This is a genomic window from Cellulomonas rhizosphaerae (assembly GCF_003470205.1).
GTDB lineage: Bacteria > Actinomycetota > Actinomycetes > Actinomycetales > Cellulomonadaceae > Cellulomonas > Cellulomonas rhizosphaerae.
In genome coordinates this window covers 1-18,872 of sequence record NZ_QWKP01000165.1, presented here as the reverse complement: position 1 = coordinate 18,872, position 18,872 = coordinate 1, and the positions used below count along the sequence as shown (strand labels likewise).

17 protein-coding genes are annotated in these 18,872 nt (G+C 73.4%); 6 read left to right on the top strand and 11 right to left on the bottom strand.

Going from position 1 to position 18,872, the window contains the following annotated elements; all coding sequences use genetic code 11:
• From D1825_RS06705 to D1825_RS06685, 5 genes are all read right to left on the bottom strand, one after another.
• A partial coding sequence (locus D1825_RS06705) for a UvrD-helicase domain-containing protein (RefSeq protein WP_147356252.1) occupies positions 1-466 on the bottom strand: 466 nt, incomplete at its 3' end.
• 72 nt (positions 467-538) lie between these two features.
• Positions 539-1,021: a DUF456 domain-containing protein gene (locus tag D1825_RS06700; protein WP_118766665.1), complete on the bottom strand. Its 483-nt coding sequence runs from the start codon at positions 1,019-1,021 to the stop codon at positions 539-541.
• A 22-nt stretch (positions 1,022-1,043) separates the two neighbouring features.
• Positions 1,044-1,391, bottom strand: coding sequence for a hypothetical protein (locus D1825_RS06695; RefSeq protein ID WP_118766664.1), 348 nt, complete (start codon positions 1,389-1,391; stop codon positions 1,044-1,046).
• A gap of 42 nt (positions 1,392-1,433) precedes the next feature.
• Complete coding sequence (locus D1825_RS06690) at positions 1,434-2,096, bottom strand: LuxR C-terminal-related transcriptional regulator (RefSeq protein ID WP_118766663.1); 663 nt, start codon at positions 2,094-2,096, stop codon at positions 1,434-1,436.
• Positions 2,093-3,451 (bottom strand): ATP-binding protein, encoded by a 1,359-nt coding sequence (locus tag D1825_RS06685; RefSeq protein WP_118766662.1) that lies wholly within the window; start codon positions 3,449-3,451, stop codon positions 2,093-2,095. Before D1825_RS06685 ends, D1825_RS06690 begins: the two co-directional genes overlap by 4 nt.
• 146 nt (positions 3,452-3,597) lie before the next feature.
• On the opposite strand from D1825_RS06685, the gene D1825_RS06680 reads away from it, so the two are divergent.
• Complete coding sequence (locus D1825_RS06680) at positions 3,598-5,148, top strand: PspC domain-containing protein (RefSeq protein ID WP_118766661.1); 1,551 nt, start codon at positions 3,598-3,600, stop codon at positions 5,146-5,148.
• Positions 5,145-5,831, top strand: a complete 687-nt coding sequence (locus tag D1825_RS06675) for a hypothetical protein (RefSeq protein ID WP_118766660.1) — start codon at positions 5,145-5,147, stop codon at positions 5,829-5,831. Before D1825_RS06680 ends, D1825_RS06675 begins: the two co-directional genes overlap by 4 nt.
• A gap of 79 nt (positions 5,832-5,910) precedes the next feature.
• Here D1825_RS06675 and D1825_RS18760 read toward each other — a convergent pair whose 3' ends face one another.
• From D1825_RS18760 to guaA, 3 genes are all read right to left on the bottom strand, one after another.
• Entirely contained in the window at positions 5,911-6,783 is an 873-nt protein-coding gene (locus D1825_RS18760) for a hypothetical protein (RefSeq protein WP_325051467.1), read from the bottom strand.
• A gap of 173 nt (positions 6,784-6,956) precedes the next feature.
• On the bottom strand, positions 6,957-7,379 hold the full coding sequence (locus tag D1825_RS06665; RefSeq protein ID WP_407643307.1) for a DUF3817 domain-containing protein: 423 nt from the start codon (positions 7,377-7,379) through the stop codon (positions 6,957-6,959).
• A gap of 54 nt (positions 7,380-7,433) precedes the next feature.
• Positions 7,434-9,005 (bottom strand): glutamine-hydrolyzing GMP synthase, encoded by a 1,572-nt coding sequence (gene guaA / locus D1825_RS06660; protein WP_118766659.1) that lies wholly within the window; start codon positions 9,003-9,005, stop codon positions 7,434-7,436.
• 119 nt (positions 9,006-9,124) lie between these two features.
• On the opposite strand from guaA, the gene D1825_RS06655 reads away from it, so the two are divergent.
• Genes D1825_RS06655 through arfB form a run of 3 tightly spaced genes read left to right on the top strand, consistent with a single transcriptional unit; the run spans position 9,125 to position 13,160 of the window.
• A complete protein-coding gene (locus tag D1825_RS06655) occupies positions 9,125-10,972 on the top strand; it encodes an ABC transporter transmembrane domain-containing protein (RefSeq protein ID WP_118766658.1) in 1,848 nt (615 codons plus the stop codon).
• Positions 10,969-12,702, top strand: a complete 1,734-nt coding sequence (locus tag D1825_RS06650) for an ABC transporter ATP-binding protein (protein WP_118766657.1) — start codon at positions 10,969-10,971, stop codon at positions 12,700-12,702. The genes D1825_RS06655 and D1825_RS06650 overlap by 4 nt, the downstream gene beginning before the upstream one ends.
• 17 nt (positions 12,703-12,719) lie before the next feature.
• Positions 12,720-13,160, top strand: coding sequence for an alternative ribosome rescue aminoacyl-tRNA hydrolase ArfB (gene arfB / locus D1825_RS06645; RefSeq protein WP_233549674.1), 441 nt, complete (start codon positions 12,720-12,722; stop codon positions 13,158-13,160).
• On the opposite strand, the gene D1825_RS06640 is transcribed toward arfB, so the two are convergent.
• From D1825_RS06640 to D1825_RS06630, 3 genes are all read right to left on the bottom strand, one after another.
• Positions 13,126-14,448 (bottom strand): YhgE/Pip domain-containing protein, encoded by a 1,323-nt coding sequence (locus D1825_RS06640; protein ID WP_118766656.1) that lies wholly within the window; start codon positions 14,446-14,448, stop codon positions 13,126-13,128. The genes arfB and D1825_RS06640 overlap by 35 nt on opposite strands.
• 31 nt (positions 14,449-14,479) lie before the next feature.
• Entirely contained in the window at positions 14,480-15,106 is a 627-nt protein-coding gene (locus D1825_RS06635) for an acyl-CoA-like ligand-binding transcription factor (protein WP_158580689.1), read from the bottom strand.
• A gap of 99 nt (positions 15,107-15,205) precedes the next feature.
• Entirely contained in the window at positions 15,206-16,102 is an 897-nt protein-coding gene (locus D1825_RS06630) for an SURF1 family protein (protein WP_233549673.1), read from the bottom strand.
• Between the two features lie 261 nt (positions 16,103-16,363).
• On the opposite strand from D1825_RS06630, the gene D1825_RS06625 reads away from it, so the two are divergent.
• Positions 16,364-18,841, top strand: a complete 2,478-nt coding sequence (locus D1825_RS06625; protein WP_118766654.1) for a phosphoketolase family protein — start codon at positions 16,364-16,366, stop codon at positions 18,839-18,841.
• Positions 18,842-18,872 lie beyond the last annotated feature (31 nt).

Below are 18,872 nucleotides of genomic sequence, written 5' to 3'. Positions count from 1 at the left end.
CCGGCCCGACCAGCTGCTCGACCCGCTCGCGCATCTCCGCGGCAGCCTTGTTCGTGAAGGTGATCGCGAGGATCTGGCCTGCCCGCGCGCGGCGCGTGGCGAGCAGGTAGGCGATGCGGTGGGCCAGGACGCGGGTCTTGCCCGAGCCTGCGCCAGCGACGATGAGCAACGGGCCGCCGTGGTGCATCACGGCCTCGCGCTGCTCGGGGTTGAGGCCGACGAGCAGCTCGTCGGCCTCGGCCTGCCGGCGCTCGTCGTCGGCCGCGCGGCGGGCGTCCTCCTCGCGGCGCTCCTCGGTGCGGGCGTCGACCTCGTCGGCGCCGTCCTCTGTGCCGTCACCGCGGGGCGGGACGACGCGCGGGAGGCCCGACGGATCGCGCCGCTGGGTGTGCTGGGCGCCCCCCGGCGTGGCGCGGCGCGCGCCCTCGGGCAGGGGCAGGGCGAGGTTCTCGAAGAGCGACGTCATGGCCCCACCAGGGTAGGCGCCGCTACCGACACGTGGGTGCGTCGGCGACGTGATGTGGACAGCGGGTCGCCGTCAGGCGAGCGCGACGCCCACGAGCCAGGCCGCGGTCGCGACGAGCGCACCGGCGAGCTCGACCACGATCGTGATACCGGTCGCCTGCAGCGCCACGACGGTCGCCCGCCACGCGCCGCGCGGCTCGCGCAGGCGAACCCACTCGGCGCCGTACGTCCCGGCCAGGAAGCCGACGAACAGCCCGACGACCGGGATGACGAAGAACCCGACCACCCCGGCGACTCCGCCCCAGATGACCGCCGACGGGGGCACTCCCCCGCGCGCCAGGTGCCGGCCCGCCAGCAGGTACTTCACGACCGCTGCTGCGGCCGTCGCGAGCACCGCCACGGCGACGACCGTCCAGCCCGTCGCGCCGCCGACCACGACGCCCCACAGGAGCACGGCGCCGAGCACGAGGAACGCCCCGGGCAGCACCTGGACGACGACGCCGAACAGCCCGACGAGGATCACGAGCCCGACGAGGAGCTCGCCGGCCCCGCTCACGCGAGCACCCCCGGCGCGCCGATCAGCGCCAGAAGACCGCGACCGCGACGTTGACCGCGGTCAACCCCGCGATGGCGCCCAGGTACCCCGTGGTGACCTTGCGCGGCTTGCGCACGCCGTAGACGACCAGCGCCGTCACGACCAGGGCGATCACCAGCTTGACGGCGACCTTGGCGTTGTCCGGGTCCCGCAGGTCGTCGCTCGCCGAGGCGAGACCGACCATGAGGATGCCCGTCAGGAGTGCGGTGAGGATGCCGTGCAGGACGCCCTTCGGGATCTTCGCCGAGCGCAGGTTGACCAGCACCCCGCCGAGCACGATCGCCCAGCCGAGCAGGTGGAGCACCAGGAGCAGGTGGTAGAGGAATTCCATGCCCGCACCCTAGTCGATGATCTGACGTCGCGTCAGAACGACTCACAGCAGGCGCCGCGCCGCGGCCCACCGCGTGAGCTCGTGCCGGCTCGAGAGCTGCAGCTTGCGGAGCACGGCCGAGACGTGGGTCTCGACGGTCTTGATCGAGATGAACAGCTCGGTGGCGACCTCGCGGTAGGAGAAGCCGCGGGCGATGAGCCGCATGACCTCGCGCTCGCGTGCGGAGAGTCGGTCGAGCTCGTCGTCGCCGGTCGCGACGTCCCCCGCGGCCGCCCCGAACGCGTCGAGCACGAACCCCGCCAGGCGGGGCGAGAACACCGCGTCGCCGCCGGCCACCCGGCGCACCGCGTCGGACAGGGCGGGACCGTCGATCGCCTTCGTCACATAGCCGCGCGCGCCGGCCCGGATGACCGCGACGACGTCCTCGGACGCGTCGGACACCGACAGCGCGAGGAACCGCGTCGAGCCCAGCAGGTCGGCGCACGAGCGGATCACCTCGGCGCCACCGCCGCCGTCGCCGCCGGGCAGGTGCACGTCGAGGAGCACCACGGGGGGCTGCAGCTCGCGCACGAGCGCGATCGCCGAGTCGACCGTGTCCGCCTCGCCGATCACCAGGACGCGGTCGTCGAGCGACGCCTTCACGCCCGTGCGGAACATGTGGTGGTCGTCGACGAGCACCACCTCGACGGGCTCGGGCTCGGTCATGCGTGGTCCTCTCGTGCGTCGGCCGGCGCTGCGCCGGGCACGGAACCCTCGGGCACCGCGCCCTCATCATGGCCGGGTTCCTCGCCGACGGGCACCGTGAGGTGCACCTCGGTGCCGCGTCCGGGCCGGCAGTCGACGGTCGCCTCGCCGCCCCGCCGCCGCACGCGCCCGATGATCGACTCGCGCACCCCGAACCGGTCGGGACCCACCGCGTCGAGGTCGAACCCGTCGCCGTGGTCGCGCACGAAGACCTCCACCATGCGCGGGCCGACCTCGAGGTAGAGCGACACCGGCGGGCGGCCGTGCACGACCGCGTTGACCAGCGCCTCGCGCGTGGCCTGCAGCAACGCCTCGGTCGAGGCGTCGGGGACGTGGTCGCCGACCACGACGGTCTCGATCGCGACGGGGTCACCGCTCGGCCCGGATCGCGAGTCCTCGACCTCGGCGACGATCCCGCGCAGGGCCGCGGCGACAGATGTACCAGGAGCTGGCCTGTCGTCGTACAACCACTCGCGGAGCTCGCGCTCCTGCGCGCGGGCCATGCGTGCGACCTCGGCCGGGTCGTCCGCGCGCGAGCGGATCAGGGCGAGCGTCTGCAGCACCGAGTCGTGCAGGTGGGCGGCGATGTCCGCGCGCTCGGACTCGCGTGCACGCGCGGCCCGCTCGTCGCCCAGCTCTCGCACGAGCCGCAGCCACCAGGGCGTCAGGACGAGCGCGACGCCGCCGAGCACGGCGATCGAGGCGACGATCGACTGCACGAGCGCCGCGGGCTCGACGCCCTCGCCGTTGGCCTGCGAGACGAGGAGCAGGACCCCGACACCCGCCAGGATCATGCCGCCGAGCAACCGCAGCACCGAGACGGGCGTGCGGCCGCCGGCACGCCTGCGCAGCCGACCGCGCTGCACGGCGTCGAGCTGGCTCCACGCGAGGCCGAGGCCCGCGAGCACGATGAGCGACGGCAGCACCCAGTCGAGCTGGACGCGGTCGCTCCGCACGGCGATCAGGACCACGGCGACCAGCACGAGCAGCGCGCCGACCGCCACGTCGGTCACGGGCCAACGCCGACCGTCGTCGTCCGTGCCCTGCGGCCGGGCCAGCCGCGCCAGCGCCGGCGGACGGGCCTGGGCCGCGGCGTCAGCGGGATCGCCGACGGGCACGGTCAACCACCAGAACGCGTACAGCAGGATCCCGACTCCGCCGAACGGTGCCGTCAGAGCGAACGCCAGGCGGACCCACACCACCGGGACGTTCAGGTGCGCGGCGAGCCCGACCGCGACGCCCGCGAGCCACCGGCCACGCTCGGGCCGGCGCAGCGGCAACCGGGCCGTGGGCGCGGCGAGGGTCGGTGTGCTCACGGAGAGATCGTCACACGTCGCGCGGCCGTGCAGGCCGGATCCGGGCGAGGATCAGGGGTCCGCCGCCCGGGTTCCGGGGGTGGTTCAGGGTCGAGTCAGGGTGGCACCCGATTCCGGGGCGCCGCGGCCCGGGTCAGGATCGAGCCATGGACATGCACGCACCCGGCGACGACACCGCCGGCACCCCAGCGCCAGGTGGACCCGGCGCCTCGTCGGGCACCTCATCAGGCACAGCCTCGGACCCGAGCCCCACGCCCGGCTCCGGCTTCTTCGGCGCGGTGCGCCGACTCGACGTCCAGCGCGCCGACGACCGCTGGATCGGCGGCGTGTGCGCGGGCCTGGCGAACCGCACCGGCCTCGACCCGCTCGTGTGGCGCGGCATCTTCGCGGCTTCGCTCCTGATCGGCGGCCTCGGACTCGTGCTGTACGGCATCGCCTGGGCCCTGCTGCCCGAGCGGCGCGACGGCCGCATCCACCTGGAGGAGCTCTTCGCCGGTCGATTCGACGTCGCGGTCCTGGGCGCACTCGCGTTCACCGTGATCGGGTTCGGCCGCGGCGGCGGCGTCTTCTCCCTGTGGTTCTGGGGTGGCGAGCCCGGCTGGGTCTCCGGGTTCTTCGACTGGATCGCCGGGCTGCTCTGGCTCGGCTTCGTCGCCGCGGTGGTCGTCGTGATCGTCATGGCGCTGAACCGGCGCGAGTCTCGTCGGCCGCCCGTCCCGCCCGGCCCCTACGGACCATACGGCCCGTACCCGGCGCGCCCGGCCACGCCCGCGGCGCAGTACCCCACGCGCCAGGCGTCCTCCCCGGGCGCCCACCACGGCACGACCTCCCACGGCGCGACCGCCGCTCCCGGCACGAGCGCCTACCCGAGCGCGACGCCGTACCCGAGCGCGACCGCCTACCCCGGTGCAACCCCCTATCCCGGTGCTACCGGGTACCCCGGCCCGTCCGCCTACCCGACGGCCTTTCCGGCCACCGCGCAGGCCCAGCCCGTCCCCGCGCCGCCCGCTCGTCCCGCCAAGCCGGCCAAGCCGCACACACCCGGCCCGGGGGTCGCGACCGTCGGCATCGTCGTCGCGCTGAGCCTCATCGGCCTCGCCGTGCTGCTCGCGACCGACCGCACCGACAGCTTCACCGGACCGGTCGCGCTGACGGCCGTCGGGATCGCCGTGGTCCTGGCCGGGCTCGGCATCGTCGTCTCGGGATTCCGGGGGCGGTCGAGCGGGTTTCTGGGCTTCCTCGCGATCGTCGGCATCGTCGTCGCCCTGCCGCTGGGCGCCGTCAACACCTCGCAGTGGGACTGGAACGACGACGGCGTACACCGGTTCGCCGGTGACGTCGACCTCACGGTCACGAGCCGGAGCGAGGCCGCGGACGGGTACGCGCTCGGCTTCGGGCAGGCGAACCTCGACCTCAGCGGGCTCCCCGTCACCGACGAGCTGCTCGAGGTGCCCATCGCGGTGGGCGCGGGCGACGTGACCGTCGTCGTGCCGCGCGACGTCGCCGTGACCGCCGACGTGCGGCTGCGCGCCGGCCAGATCACCTGGGACGTCGACGACACCGCGCAGCACGTCGACGGCGTCTCGTCCGACACCCGCACCTTCACCGACGACGCCTCCCGCGCCGGATCTGCGCAGCTCGACCTGCAGATCAGCGTCGGCGCCGGCAACGTCACCGTCATCCGGGAGAACTCATGAGCACCGTCACGCCCGACGAGCCGCGCGACCCGCGCGCCGACGCCGACACCGAGCTGGTTCCCGCGGTGGCGCCCGACGAGGTGGCTGAGGAGGCGGAGGTGGCTGAGGTCGACGAGTCCGACGACGCCGCCACCCAGGTGCTGCCCGAGGTCTCCGCCGACGACGCGCCCCAGACGGCGGTCCTGCCGGTGGCGACGTCCGACACGCAGGTCCTGCCGGCCGCAGCCGACGAGGCCGACGACATCACGCCCGCTGCCGAGGGCACGGACGCCGACGGGCCGGTCGACGAGGCTGTCCTCGCTCCCGCCGCCGCGTTCGCGGCCGGCGCCGCCACGACCGAGGCACCGCGCGTCCCCCTGGAGAAGCCGGCGGGCGTCCCGATGGACAAGGCGCCGCGCCCTTCCGAGCCCGTCCGGCCCACCGAGCCCGTCCGGCCCACCGAGCCGACCCGCCCGGCGACCGCATGGGCCGAGACGCCGGCCGCCGCGCCCGCTCGTCGCCGGCTGCGCGTCAGCACGGTCGTGTGGGGGCTGATGCTCGTCGCGGCGGGCGTGTGGATCCTTGCGTGGGCGTCCGGGGCACGCATCGACGTGCAGCTGGCGCTCATCGTCCTGCTCGCGGCTGGAGGGGCCGCGTTGCTGGTCGGGTCGATCGTCTCGGGTGCCCGGCACTCGAGGCGCTGAGACCGACGAACGCGAAGCGGCGATCGTCCCCGGGGTGGGGGCGATCGCCGCTTCGTCGTTGGTGCCGAGCGGACCGACCTCAGATCGAGTGCGAGGACGGCGGCTCGTCGGTCGGGGCGCGGTGGCTCGTGCGCGGCGGCGCGTCGGACGCGGGTGCGTCGTCGGCCGGGCCGTCGAGCGGGGTCGTCGCGGGGGCTTCGGCGACCGGATCGTCGGCCGCGGGCTTCTCGGCCACCGGCTCGTCGACCACGGGCTTCTCGACCACGGGCTTCTCGACCACGGGCTTCTCGACCACGGGCTCAGCGGCGACCGGCTCGGGTGCGGGCGGGACGGGCGCCACGACCGGGTCCGGCGCGGCCACGGGCTCGGGAGCCGGCGGCACGGGCGGGGCCTGCGGCGGAGCGACCGGCGGGGCGGTGGGAGCAGCGGCAGCCGCAGCGACGGGCGCGGCGGCGGCCGGGGCGACCACCGGGTCCGGCGCCGGGTACGGGTTGGTCACCGCGGCGGCCTGGCCGTCGATGCCCGCGAGGCGCGAGCCGGTCTTGCGGAGCGCGAAGCCGATGAACAGCAGGATGACACCGATGCCGACGACCAGGAGCGCGACGCCGAAGGCCACGACCGACGTGAACAGCGACGCACGCAGGAACGAGGCCGTCATGACGGTGTCCCGGTTCGGGTCGTCCTGCGGCAGCTCGGCGTAGGTCTTGCCACCACCGATTTCGAGGGCGTGCTGGTCGATCACGTCGGCCTGGACCCAGGCCTCCCACGGGGTGTCGACGAGCTGGCCGGCGAAGTAGTCGGCGTCGTCGGACACGGTGATCTTCTCCGCTCCGAGGTTCGTCGTCACCGCCCCCCAGGTGCCGGCTCCCGCCACGACGAAGATGATCCCGAAGATGATCGTCAGCAGGCCGATGCCCTTGACGCCTCCGGACTTGCCCGAGCTCTTTGCCATGTCCCCGGTTCCCCTTCCGTACCCCGAAAGTGCGAGCCCGAAACGGCGGGCCCGGGCAGGCCCCCGTCGGCCCGCACGTCGTGCGTTCGTGCAGGTCGACTGTATCGACAGACCTGCACGTCGCGTCACCTATCGGGCAAAGCAGACTCGGCGCGTCCGGCGCGGCCGGGGGGTCAGCGCTCTGCGGACTCGATGCGCGCGAGCGCCTGCGCGTGCGCCTTGCGCTCGAGGATGAACGACATGACGGGCACGACGCCGGCGGCCGCGAGCGTCACGAGGCGACCCAGGCGCCACCGCATCGTCGACCAGAGGTTGACCACGGTGACGAGGTAGACGACGTAGATCCAGCCGTGCGCGAACGCGACCCAGTTGCCGATCACGGGCTTCGCGTGGCCCTCGGCGTCGTAGCCGTTGACGTGCAGCCCGTACTTGAGGATCAGCTCGAGGCACAGCAGGAGCAGCATCGAGCCGGTGATCCACGCCATCACGCGGTAACGCAGCAGCGCGCCGCGAGCCTTGCGGGCCCATTCGGCGTCGGGCGCACCGTTCCTCGTGGTGGCGGCCGGCTCGGGGGCGGTGGTGGGTGTCTCGCTCACGGGAACGATTGTGCCCCGGCTTCCTGGGGACCGACGCCCGTCACCGACGTGACATCACTCCCACTCGATGGTGCCCGGCGGCTTGCTCGTGACGTCGAGCACCACCCGGTTGACCTCGGGCACCTCGTTGGTGATGCGCGTGGAGATCACCGCGAGCACGTCGTACGGCAGGCGGGTCCAGTCGGCGGTCATCGCGTCCTCGGACGAGACCGGCCGCAGCACGACCGGGTGGCCGTAGGTGCGGCCGTCGCCCTGCACACCCACCGAGCGCACGTCCGCGAGCAGCACGACCGGGCACTGCCAGATGTCGCGGTCCAGGCCGGCACGCGTGAGCTCCTCGCGGGCGATGACGTCCGCCGCACGCAGGATGTCGAGCCGCTCGGCGGTGACCTCGCCGATGATGCGGATGCCCAGGCCGGGGCCGGGGAACGGCTGACGCCAGACGATGGCCTCGGGGACGCCGAGCTCGAGACCGACCGCGCGCACCTCGTCCTTGAACAGGGTCCGCAGCGGCTCGACGAGCTGGAACTGCAGGTCGTCCGGCAGGCCGCCCACGTTGTGGTGCGACTTGATGTTCGCCGCGCCCTCGCCGCCGCCGGACTCGACGACGTCGGGGTAGAGCGTGCCCTGGACGAGGAACTCGACCGACTCGTCGCTGCCCTCGACGATCTCGCGCGCCGCGTCCTCGAACACGCGGATGAACTCGCGGCCGATGATCTTGCGCTTGGTCTCGGGGTCGGTGTGGCCCGCGAGCGCGCGCAGGAACCTGTCCTTCGCGTCGACCACCACGAGCTGCACGCCCGTCGCGGCGACGAAGTCCTTCTCGACCTGCTCGGCCTCGCCGGAGCGCAGCAGGCCGTGGTCGACGAAGACGCAGGTCAGCTGGTCACCGACGGCCTTCTGCACGAGCGCCGCGGCGACCGAGGAGTCGACGCCGCCGGACAGCCCGCAGACAACGCGCGCGGAGCCGACCTGGGCGCGGATGCGTTCGACCTGCTCGGCGACCACGTTGCCGGGGTTCCAGTCGGGTGCCAGGCCGGCGCCCTCGTAGAGGAAGTTCTCGAGCGCCTTCTGCCCCAGGGGCGAGTGCTTGACCTCGGGGTGCCACTGCACGCCGAACAGGCGACGCGTCCGGTCCTCGAACGCCGCGACCGGCGAGCCGGACGACGTCGCGAGCACCTCGAAGCCCTCGGGCGCGGCGTGCACCGCGTCGCCGTGGCTCATCCAGACGGTCTGCGCGTCGGGGCTGCCTGCGAGCACGGTGCCCGCCTGCGTGACCTCGACGGCCGTGCCGCCGTACTCGCGCTGGCCGGTCTGCGCGACGATCCCGCCGAGCGCCGCGGCCATCGCCTGGAAGCCGTAGCAGATGCCCAGCACGGGCACCCCGGCCTCGAACAGGGCCGGGTCGACGAACGGCGCACCCGCGGCGTAGACCGAGGACGGCCCGCCGGACAGGATGATCGCGGCCGGGTCCTTGGCCAGCAGGTCCGCCACGGAAGCCGTGTGGGGGACGATCTCGGAGTACACGTTCGCCTCGCGCACGCGGCGTGCGATGAGCTGGGCGTACTGGGCGCCGAAGTCGACGACGAGCACCGGTCGGTGCGCGGGAGGGGGCGTCTGCGTCACGCTCCCAGGGTAGTCGGACGACGAGGCCGTCCGACCCGCCCGTCCACGGCCCGCGGCCGGGCCCCGCTCCGGAGAAAACGATTCGAGGGTGTCGGTACCGGCACGTAACGTTGCCGCTCGTGAGATCCCTCCCCCTCGACGACCCCGGCACCCCGCCGCTGTCCGGTCCTGTCCGCTACCTGTGGTGGCTGGCGTGCCGGCAGTGGGGCATCCTGCTGGTCGCGGTGCTGCTGGGGGTCGTGCTGTTCGCCTGCCAGGCGTTCCTGCCCCTGCTCACCGGCCACGCCATCGACTCGGGCCTCAGCCACGGCTTCGGTCCGGACCTGTGGCGCGCGGCCGGGCTGCTCGGCGCGCTGGGTCTGGTCAGCGCCGCGGCGGGCGCGATCGGCCACCGCTACGACATCGCCAACTGGCTGCGTGCCTCGTTCACGTCCTCCCAGCTCGTCGGGCGCACGGTGTCCCGCTCGGGCCACGCGATCACGGCCGAGCTGCCCACGGGCGAGGTCGTGTCCGCGGTCGCGAACGACGCGCTGCGCGTCGGCGAGCTGTACGCGGTGCTGGCCCGCTTCGTCGGCAGCATCGTCGCGTACGCCATCGCCGCGGTCCTCATGCTGCGCGTCTCGGTCCCGCTGGGCATGGTCGTCGTGCTGGGTCTGCCCGCGGTCGCCGTGTCGCTCGGCCTGATCGTGCGCCCGCTGCAGCGGCGCCAGGTCGCGCAGCGCGAGGCCTCGGGCCGCCTGACGACCCTGGGGTCGGACACGGTCTCGGGCCTGCGGATCCTGCGCGGCATCGGCGGCGAGGGTGTGTTCAACGCGCGCTACCGCGAGCAGTCGCAGCTCGTCCGGGCGCGCGGCGTCGAGGTCGCGGGCACGCAGTCGTGGCTGGACGCGCTGCAGGTGCTGCTGCCCGGTGCGTTCGTCGTCGTGCTCGTCTGGCTCGGCGCGCACATGGCCGTCGACGGCACGATCACGCCGGGCCAGCTGGTCTCCACCTACGGGTACGCGGCGTTCCTCAGCTGGCCCGTGCAGAACGCCACGATGATGGTGCAGTCCGCCACCCGCGCGCACGTCGGCGCGGGGAAGGTCGTCGGGGTGCTCCGCGTCGTCCCCTCGACGGGCGCGACGCCGGGCTCGGCCGCGATGCCGGCGCCGGGAGCACCGCTGGTCGACGAGACGAGCGGCGTGCGCCTCGAGGACGGCCGGCTCGTGGCGCTCGTCTCGGCGGACCCCGACGAGTCGGCAGCCATCGCGACCCGGCTCGGCCGGTTCGACGACGAGGCGGAGGCCGGCACGCCGGTCACCCTCGGCGGCGTCCGGCTCTCGGACCTCGACAAGGCCGCGGTGCGCGAGCGCGTGGTCGTCGCCGAGGCGACCCCGCACCTGTTCTCGGGCACGCTCGGTGCCGAGCTCGACGTGCACGGCCCCGGCGACGAGGAGCGGCTGCTGGCCGCGATCGCGCTGGCGGACGCGCACGACGTCGTGGACTCGACGCCGGACGGCCTCGCGGGCGAGCTGCCCGAGAAGGGCCGCTCGCTCTCGGGCGGCCAGCGCCAGCGGGTCGCCCTGGCGCGGGCCCTGCTGCTCGAGCCGGAGATCCTCGTGCTCGTCGAGCCCACCTCGGCCGTCGACGCGCACACCGAGGCCCGGATCGCGTCGCGCCTGGTCGAGGCGCGCGGCGGGCGCACCACGCTCGTGGTGACCGCCTCACCGCTCGTGCTCGACCACGTCGACGAGGTGCAGTTCGTCCAGGACGGCACCGTCGTGGCGCGCGGCTCGCACGCCGAGCTGCTGGGCGCGTCCGACGTCTGGGCGGCGGCCTACCACCGCGTGGTGGGACGCAGCATGGACGAGGACACCCCGGCCGACGGCGTCCCCGCCGTCAGCACCGACGAGGACCCCATCGCCGACGAGGCGTTCGACGCACTGCTCGAGAAGCAGTCCGCAGACAGGACAGGAGGACGGCCGTGAAGCTCCCCATCGCGAGCTCCGCGCAGGTGCGCGCCTACGCGGGCCGCCTCTTCCGCGTGCACCGGGCACCCCTGAGCAAGATCGCCGTGCTGCACACGCTCGCGGCGATCGCGGGCCTGACCGGCCCGTGGCTCATGGGTCGGCTCGTCGACGCCGTCGCCGACGGCACGACGACCGGCTACATCAACACGCTCATCGCGATCGGCGCGGGTGCCGTGCTCGCGCAGACCGTGCTCATCCGGTTCGCGCAGCGGTCCTCGATGGTGTTCGGCGAGAAGGTCTTCGCCGAGCTCCGCGAGGAGTTCATCGAGACGGTCACGTCGCTGCCGCTGTCGACCGTCGAGCGCGCCGGCACGGGCGACCTGGTGGCGCGCACGACGAACGACGTCAACCGGCTGCAGCACGCGGTGCGGTTCGGCGTCCCGCGCATCATCGTCGCGGTCGTCACGGTCACGCTCACGGTCGTCGCGAGCCTGATCATGTCGCCGCTCGTGGCCGTGGCGATGTTCGTCGGCGTCCCCACGATGCTGATGATCGTGCGCTGGTACCTGCGCCGCGCGACTCCCGCCTACCAGCGCGAGTCCGCCGCCTACGCGGCGCTCAACGGGACGATCACCGAGTCGGTCGAGGGTGCCCGCACGGTCGACGCCCTGCGGTTGGGCACGCGCCGCATGGGGCGCGTCAACGCGGACCTGCGCGAGGCGTTCGAGGCCGAGAAGGTCACGCTCAACCTGCGCACCGCGCTGTTCCCGGGCGTCGACCTGGCCTTCGTGCTCGCACCCGTCGCGGTCCTCCTCTGGGGCGGCTACCTCGCGTCCAACGGGTACGTCAGCCTGGGCGCGGTCACCACGATCGTGCTCTACACGTACCAGGTGACCGGTCCGGTGTGGGAGCTAATCTTCTGGGTCGACGAGATCCAGGTGGCGACCACCTCGCTGGCCCGGATCGTGGGCGTGCAGCTGGTCGACACCGACCGCGTCGAGCGGCCCGGCACGCCGCAGGACGAGGACATCGCCGCACGGGACCTGACCTACGCCTACCGCGAGGGCCACAACGTGCTGCACGGCATCGACCTCGACCTCACGGCAGGCGAGCGCCTCGCGGTCGTCGGGCCGTCCGGCGCGGGCAAGTCCACGCTCGGTCGCATGCTCGCCGGCATCCACCCGCCCACGGGCGGAACGGTGCGCGTCGGCGGCGTACCGCTCATCGACCTGCCCTTGGAGAAGTTGCGTGGGCACGTGGCGCTGGTGACCCAGGAGCACCACGTGTTCGTCGGGACTGTCGCGGACAACCTGCGGCTCGCGGACGCGAACGCCGACGAGGAGGCGCTGCGGCGCGCGCTCGAGGCGGTCGACGCGTGGGGCTGGGTCGCGGCGCTGCCCGACGGGCTCGGCACGGAGGTCGGCTCGGGTGGGTTCGCGCTCACGCCGGCCCAGGCGCAGCAGATCGCGCTGGCCCGCCTCGTGCTGCTCGACCCCCACACGCTCGTGCTCGACGAGGCCACGTCGCTGCTCGACCCGCGGGCCGCGCGGCACCTCGAGCGCTCGCTCAACGGCGTGCTCGCCGGCCGCACGGTCGTCGCGATCGCCCACCGCCTGCACACCGCGCACGACGCGGACCGGGTGGCGGTCGTCGACGGCGGCCGCATCACGGAGATCGGCCCGCACGACGAGCTGGTCGCCGCGGGTGGCGACTACGCCGCGCTGTGGCACAGCTGGCAGCACGAGTAGACCGCAGTGAGCACGTGGTGAGCGGCGCGCTGAGCGGCCCCGTCGTCCTGCGTGGGGGCGTCGTCATCCCCGACGACGCCCTCACGTGGCGCTTCTCGCGGTCCAGCGGGCCGGGCGGTCAGTCGGTCAACACCACCGACTCGCGCGCGGAGCTCTCGGTCGACCTCGACGGGTTCACCTGGTCGAGCGAGCCGCAGCGCGAGCGCGTGCTCGAACGGCTGGCGGGACGGCTGCGCGGAGAGATCCTCACGGTGACCGCCTCCGAGTACCGCTCGCAGCTGCGCAACCGCGAAGCCGCGCTCGCGCGCATCACGGCCCTGCTCGACGAGGCCCTCGCTCCCCCGGGGCCGCCACGCCGTGCCGCGAAGCCCAGCCGCGGGTCGCGCGAGCGACGCAAGGCGGGCGAGCAGCAGCGCCGCGCGATCAAGCAGCTGCGCCGACGACCTCCGGAGCGCTGACCACCGGGTAGCCGAGCCGGCGCAGCCCGCGCCGGTCGTAGAACCGCGCGGCGACCAGGCCGCCGACGACCGCGAGCGCGGTGCCGAGCGCGATCATCGACCAGCTGCGCGAGAGCGCGCCGGTCGCCTGCGCGTCGAAGTAGAGGATCGAGCGCACGCCGTCGGACAGCTGCCGCATGGGCTCGAACGTGGCGAGGAAGCGGTAGAACGAGGGCAGCGCCTCGAGCGGCACGGTCGCGCCCGACGAGGGCAGCGCGAGCACGATGAACACAAACATCGAGACCAGCTGCCCGAGGCCCCCGAACACCACGTTGATGGCGTGCACGCCGAGCGCCACGGCGGCCGACGCGCAGACCGAGAACGCGTAGAGCAGCGGCAGGTGACCGGCGTCCATGCCGAGCAGCGTGATCGTCGCGAACATGACGATCGCCGAGGTCACCAGCGCGAGCACCACGGAGATCGCCGACTTCACCAGGAACGTCTGCGCGCGGCTGATCGGCGCCGCGGCACGGCGGGAGTGGAACGGGCCGTACTCGGTGTCGGCGTACCCGAGCGCGCCGTCGACAGCGGTGCTCACCACGGTCGCGCCGATGAACCCGGCCAGCACGAGCAGCAGCGTGAAGTAGAAGGCGCTCAGCCCCGTGCCCGAGTGCGGGCCGAGCTGGTGCCCGGGCTCGACCACGACCGCCACCGGGTCCGCCAGGAGCAGCGCGGTCGCGTTAGCGGTCGGCGCGTCGCCGGACGAGGCCTGCGCGGTGAGCTGCTTGCCGACCTGCGACGAGGCCGCGTGCGCCGCGGTCTGGGCCGCGGTCGAGGCGAACGACGAACCGAGGCTGCCCGCGCCCTGGTTCGTGAGGACGGTGATCGTCGGGCGCACCGGATCGGCGGTCGCGGTGCCGAGCGCGGCGATCGAGGCCGTGAAGCCGGCCGGGATCTCCAGCGCGCCGAACACCTCGTCGCGGGAGAGTGCGGCGCGGGCCTCGGAGGCCGTCATGACGCGCCAGTCGACCGCGGCGTCGTCGTCGGCCGTGATCGCCTGGACGACCTGGTCGCCGACGTTCGTCTGCTTGCCGCCCACGTCCGCACCCTCGTCGGAGGTCACGAGCGCGACGGGCAGGTTCGACAGGTCGGTCTGCGGGTTGAGGATGCCGCCCATGTAGAGCAGCGAGAGCAGCAGCGCGACGACCGCGACGACCCCGGTGGGCAGCGCCCAGGTCTTCGGGTCGCGCAGCACGTGCACGGCCCGGAGCGCCTGGGCGTGCCGGGGGGCGTGGTGCGTGGTGGGCACAAGGGTCTCCAAGACGTTGGACGAGAGCGGGTCAGGCGGAGCGGGGCGGGACCGCGGCGATCGCGGTGTGCAGGATCGCGAAGACCTGCTCGATGACCTCGGGCAGGTCGGGGGCGTCGCCGGCGATCCAGGCGCGGCCGGCCGTCGTCAGCCCCGAGGTGGCGACCCCGGCGAGCGTGGCCGGCCGCAGGTCGCGCGAGGCATCGACACCGAGCCGGAGCGCCGCGACACGCGCGGTCTCGTCCTGCGCCTGCGCGATGAGCTGCCGGAACGCGGCGCCGAGCGCCGGGTCGGCTGCGGTCAGCCGCAGGATCGCCTTGCTGCGCGGGCTGCGGTGCCAGGCCGGATGCTCGTCGTCGCGCATCCAGGTGCGCAGCGCAGCGACGTACGCCTCGACGAGCCCCTCGTCGGCCGGCCGGGCCTCGAGCATCGCGTTGACGCGCGCGAGGTCGCGGCGCAGGAAGTCGAGCGCCGCCTCCTCCTTGGTGCCGAAGTACCGGCTGAACGTGCGGCGCGAGACCTCGACCCGGTCGGTGACGTCCTCGATGCCGACGTTCTCCGGCCCGCGTTCGAGCAGCAGGTCGAGGGCGGCCTCCGCGAGCGCCTCCCGGGTACGGCGCGACCGCGGGTCGCTACGCGGTGCGGTGGGCTCGGTCATGCGGCTCACGCTACGCCTGCTTGTCCCAGTGGGACATTTGTCGCGCTGAGACATGAGTCACGGTCGTGCGGGACCAGCGGTACCGCTGGAGAGGTGCGGTCAGGCGGGGGCGGGAGGCGGGGTGGCCTCGTCGGGCAGGTCCTCGTCGTCCTCGTCGCTGCCGTCGCCCCGGGCCTCGTCGCGCACCAGGCGCAGCCACAGCAGCACCGCGAACGTCCCGAAGATCCACCACTGCGCGGCGTACGCGAGGTTCTGGATGTTCAGCCCCTCGCCCGGCTTGGTCGGGATGCCGAGCAGCGCGAGGTCAGCGGACTGCGCGGGGTCGGACGACGAGAGCACCAGGTATCCGGTCCAGATGGGGCCCCCCCACGTCCCGACCAGCTCGGCGGAGCTGATCGCGTCGGTGCGGCCGTCGGCCACGCCCGAGCCGGCCTGCTCCGACGCCTGCAGGAACCCTTCGACGGCCACGGTGCCGGCCGGCGGGTCGTCGGCGGCACCGGGCTGAGCGACCCAGCCGCGCACCACGGGGAGCACGCCGTCGGACGTGCGCAACGGCGTCAGCACGAGGTAACCCGTGCGGCCGTCCAACGCGCGGTCCGGGACCAGGAGCTGCTCGTCGGCCTCGTACGCGCCGGTCACGCTCACCTTGCGGCCGACGTCGTCGCCCTCGAAAGCCGTCTGCGGCGCGAGGACGTCGAGGATCGGGACCGGAGGGGCGGCGAGCTGCTCGGCCACGTGCCGCTCCTGGGCACCCGCGCCGCGGATCTGCGCGCGGTCGAGCTGCCACACGCCCAGGCGCCCGCACGCGTACGCGGCGCCGAGCAGGAGGAGGAGCAGGACGATCATGCGCGGCCGGACGGCGGCCCGGAGCATCGTCGTCGGCGGCCTGCGCGCGGCCTGCGCCCAGGGGTCCTGCGCGGGTGCCGCCTCGTCGGGCCGGACCTCCGCATCGGCAGGCTCCGCCGCGGGCGCGGCGACGGGGGTCGGGTCAGGCACGATCCACGGTAACCCGCGGCGCCCGGCGGACGAGCATCGCCCGCGGGGATCACGCCGCTGACCTGCGCGACGACGCCGAGGTGTGTCCGATCGTTCATCGACGCCCCGCTGCATTCCCGCCCCGAGTGCGGTTGTATGGCTAGTGCGTGCCATGACGGACGCGGGCCCGTGGGACGGAGGTCCCAGCCCGTGCCCAGTGCGCGCGGTTGGCTTGCATCGGGCCGGCGGGGCGAACCCGTCGGATGACCACGGGGAGCACGCATGAGCACGACGACGTCCGCGGCAACGACCTGGCGCGCAGGGAGCGGGGGGCCGGTCGACCCCGACACCCTGGCGCGCATCGACAAGTGGTGGCGGGCGGCGAACTACCTGTCGGTCGGCCAGATCTACCTGCTCGCCAACCCGCTGCTGCGGGAGCCACTCACTCGCGACCACGTCAAGCCGCGCCTGCTGGGCCACTGGGGCACCACGACGGGCCTGAACTTCCTCTACGCGCACCTCAACCGGGCCATCGCCGAGCGCCAGCAGTCGACGATCTACGTCACCGGGCCTGGCCACGGCGGCCCCGGCCTCGTCGCGAGCGCGTACCTCGACGGCACCTACTCCGAGTACTACTCGGACATCACCGAGGACTCCGAGGGCCTGCGCCGCCTGTTCCGCCAGTTCTCGTTCCCGGGCGGCATCCCGTCGCACGTCGCGCCCGAGACCCCCGGCTCGATCCACGAGGGCGGCGAGCTCGGCTACGCGCTGAGCCACGCCTACGGCGCCGCGTTCGACAACCCGGACCTGCTCGTCGCGACGATCGTCGGCGACGGCGAGGCCGAGACCGGACCGCTGGCCACGAGCTGGCACTCCAACAAGTTCGTCAACCCGGTGCACGACGGCGTCGTGCTGCCGATCCTGCACCTCAACGGGTACAAGATCGCCAACCCCACCGTCCTGGCGCGGATCGACGACGACGAGCTCGTCGACCTGATGAAGGGCTACGGGCACAAGCCGCACGTGTTCGTCGCGGGCTTCGACGACGAGTCGCACGAGAGCATCCACGGCCGGTTCGCGGCCCTGCTCGACGAGGCGCTCGATGAGATCGCCGCGATCAAGGCGCGTGCCGCCGACGGGGACGAGAGCCGTCCGCGCTGGCCCATGATCGTGTTCCGCACCCCCAAGGGCTGGACCGGGCCGGACTACATCGACGGCAAGAAGACCACGGGCTCGTGGCGCGCCCACCAGGTGCCGCTCGCCAACGCGCGGGACACCCCCGAGCACCTCGACGTGCTGCGGCAGTGGCTCGAGTCGTACGACATCAACGAGCTGTTCGACGAGGACGGGCACGTCATCGACGACGTCCGGGCGCTCGCCCCCGAGGGCGACCTGCGGATGAGCGCCAACCCGCACGCCAACGGCGGCCTGCTGCTCAAGGACCTGCGCCTGCCCGACTTCCGCGACTACGCGGTCGACGTCCCGGTGCCGGGCGGCTCGATGAGCGAGGCGCCGCGCGTGCTCGGCGAGTGGCTCACGGACGTCATCCGGCAGAACCCGGACAACTTCCGGATCTTCGGCCCCGACGAGACCGCGTCCAACCGCCTGCAGGCCGTCTTCGACGTCACCGACAAGCAGTGGAACGCGCAGTTCGAGGGCCCCGAGGTCGACGAGCACCTCGCCCGGGCCGGCCGCGTGCTGGAGATGCTCAGCGAGCACCAGTGCCAGGGCTGGCTCGAGGGATACCTGCTGACGGGCCGCCACGGCCTGTTCAACTGCTACGAGGCGTTCATCCACATCATCGACTCGATGTTCAACCAGCACGCCAAGTGGCTCAAGGTCACCAACGAGATCCCGTGGCGGCGCCCGATCGCCTCGCTGAACTACCTGCTGTCCAGCCACGTGTGGCGCCAGGACCACAACGGGTTCAGCCACCAGGACCCCGGCTTCGTCGACCACGTGGTGAACAAGAAGGCGGAGGTCGTCCGGGTCTACTTCCCGCCGGACGCGAACACGCTGCTGTCCACGTACGACCACTGCCTGCGCAGCCGGCAGTACGTGAACGTGGTGGTCAGCGGCAAGCAGCCGGCACCCAACTTCCTGACCATGGACCAGGCGATCGCGCACTGCACGCGTGGGCTGGGGATCTGGGACTGGGCCGGCACCGAGGTCGCGGGCGAGAAGCCCGACGTGGTCCTCGGCTGCGCGGGCGACGTCCCGACGCTCGAGGTGCTCGCCGCGGCCGACATCCTCAAGCGCGAGCTGCCCGACCTCAAGGTCCGCGTCGTCAACGTCGTCGACCTCATGCGGCTGCAGGACGAGCGGGAGCACCCGCACGGCCTGTCGGACCGCCAGTTCGACGGCCTGTTCCCGGCCGACAAGCCCGTGATCTTCGCCTACCACGGCTACCCGTGGCTCATCCACCGCCTCACCTACCGCCGCAACGGGCACGCGAACATCCACGTGCGCGGGTACAAGGAGGAGGGCACGACGACGACGCCGTTCGACATGGTCATGCTCAACGACCTCGACCGGTTCCACCTGGTCATCGACGTCATCGACCAGGTGCCGCACCTGGGCTCGGCGCAGGCTCCCCTGCGCCAGAAGATGGTCGACGCCCGCCTCGCCGCCCGCGAGTACACCCGTGTGCACGGCGACGACCTGCCCGAGGTGCGCGACTGGGTGTGGCCCGACGCGCAGGACCTGGCCGACTCCTCGCAGGTGCAGGCGACGATCTCGACCGGCGGCGACAACGAGTAGCGACGCGCGCGGGGGCCGCTCGTCGGCCCCC

Excerpts from the sequence above, each read along its gene's own strand:
- D1825_RS06695 (WP_118766664.1), bottom strand. The coding sequence starts at position 1,391 with ATGGAATTCCTCTACCACCTGCTCCTGGTGCTCCACCTGCTCGGCTGG.
- D1825_RS06690 (WP_118766663.1), bottom strand. The coding sequence starts at position 2,096 with ATGACCGAGCCCGAGCCCGTCGAGGTGGTGCTCGTCGACGACCACCAC.
- D1825_RS06680 (WP_118766661.1), top strand. The coding sequence starts at position 3,598 with ATGGACATGCACGCACCCGGCGACGACACCGCCGGCACCCCAGCGCCA.
- D1825_RS06675 (WP_118766660.1), top strand. The coding sequence starts at position 5,145 with ATGAGCACCGTCACGCCCGACGAGCCGCGCGACCCGCGCGCCGACGCC.
- D1825_RS18760 (WP_325051467.1), bottom strand. The coding sequence starts at position 6,783 with ATGGCAAAGAGCTCGGGCAAGTCCGGAGGCGTCAAGGGCATCGGCCTG.
- D1825_RS06635 (WP_158580689.1), bottom strand. The coding sequence starts at position 15,106 with ATGACCGAGCCCACCGCACCGCGTAGCGACCCGCGGTCGCGCCGTACC.
- D1825_RS06625 (WP_118766654.1), top strand. The coding sequence starts at position 16,364 with ATGAGCACGACGACGTCCGCGGCAACGACCTGGCGCGCAGGGAGCGGG.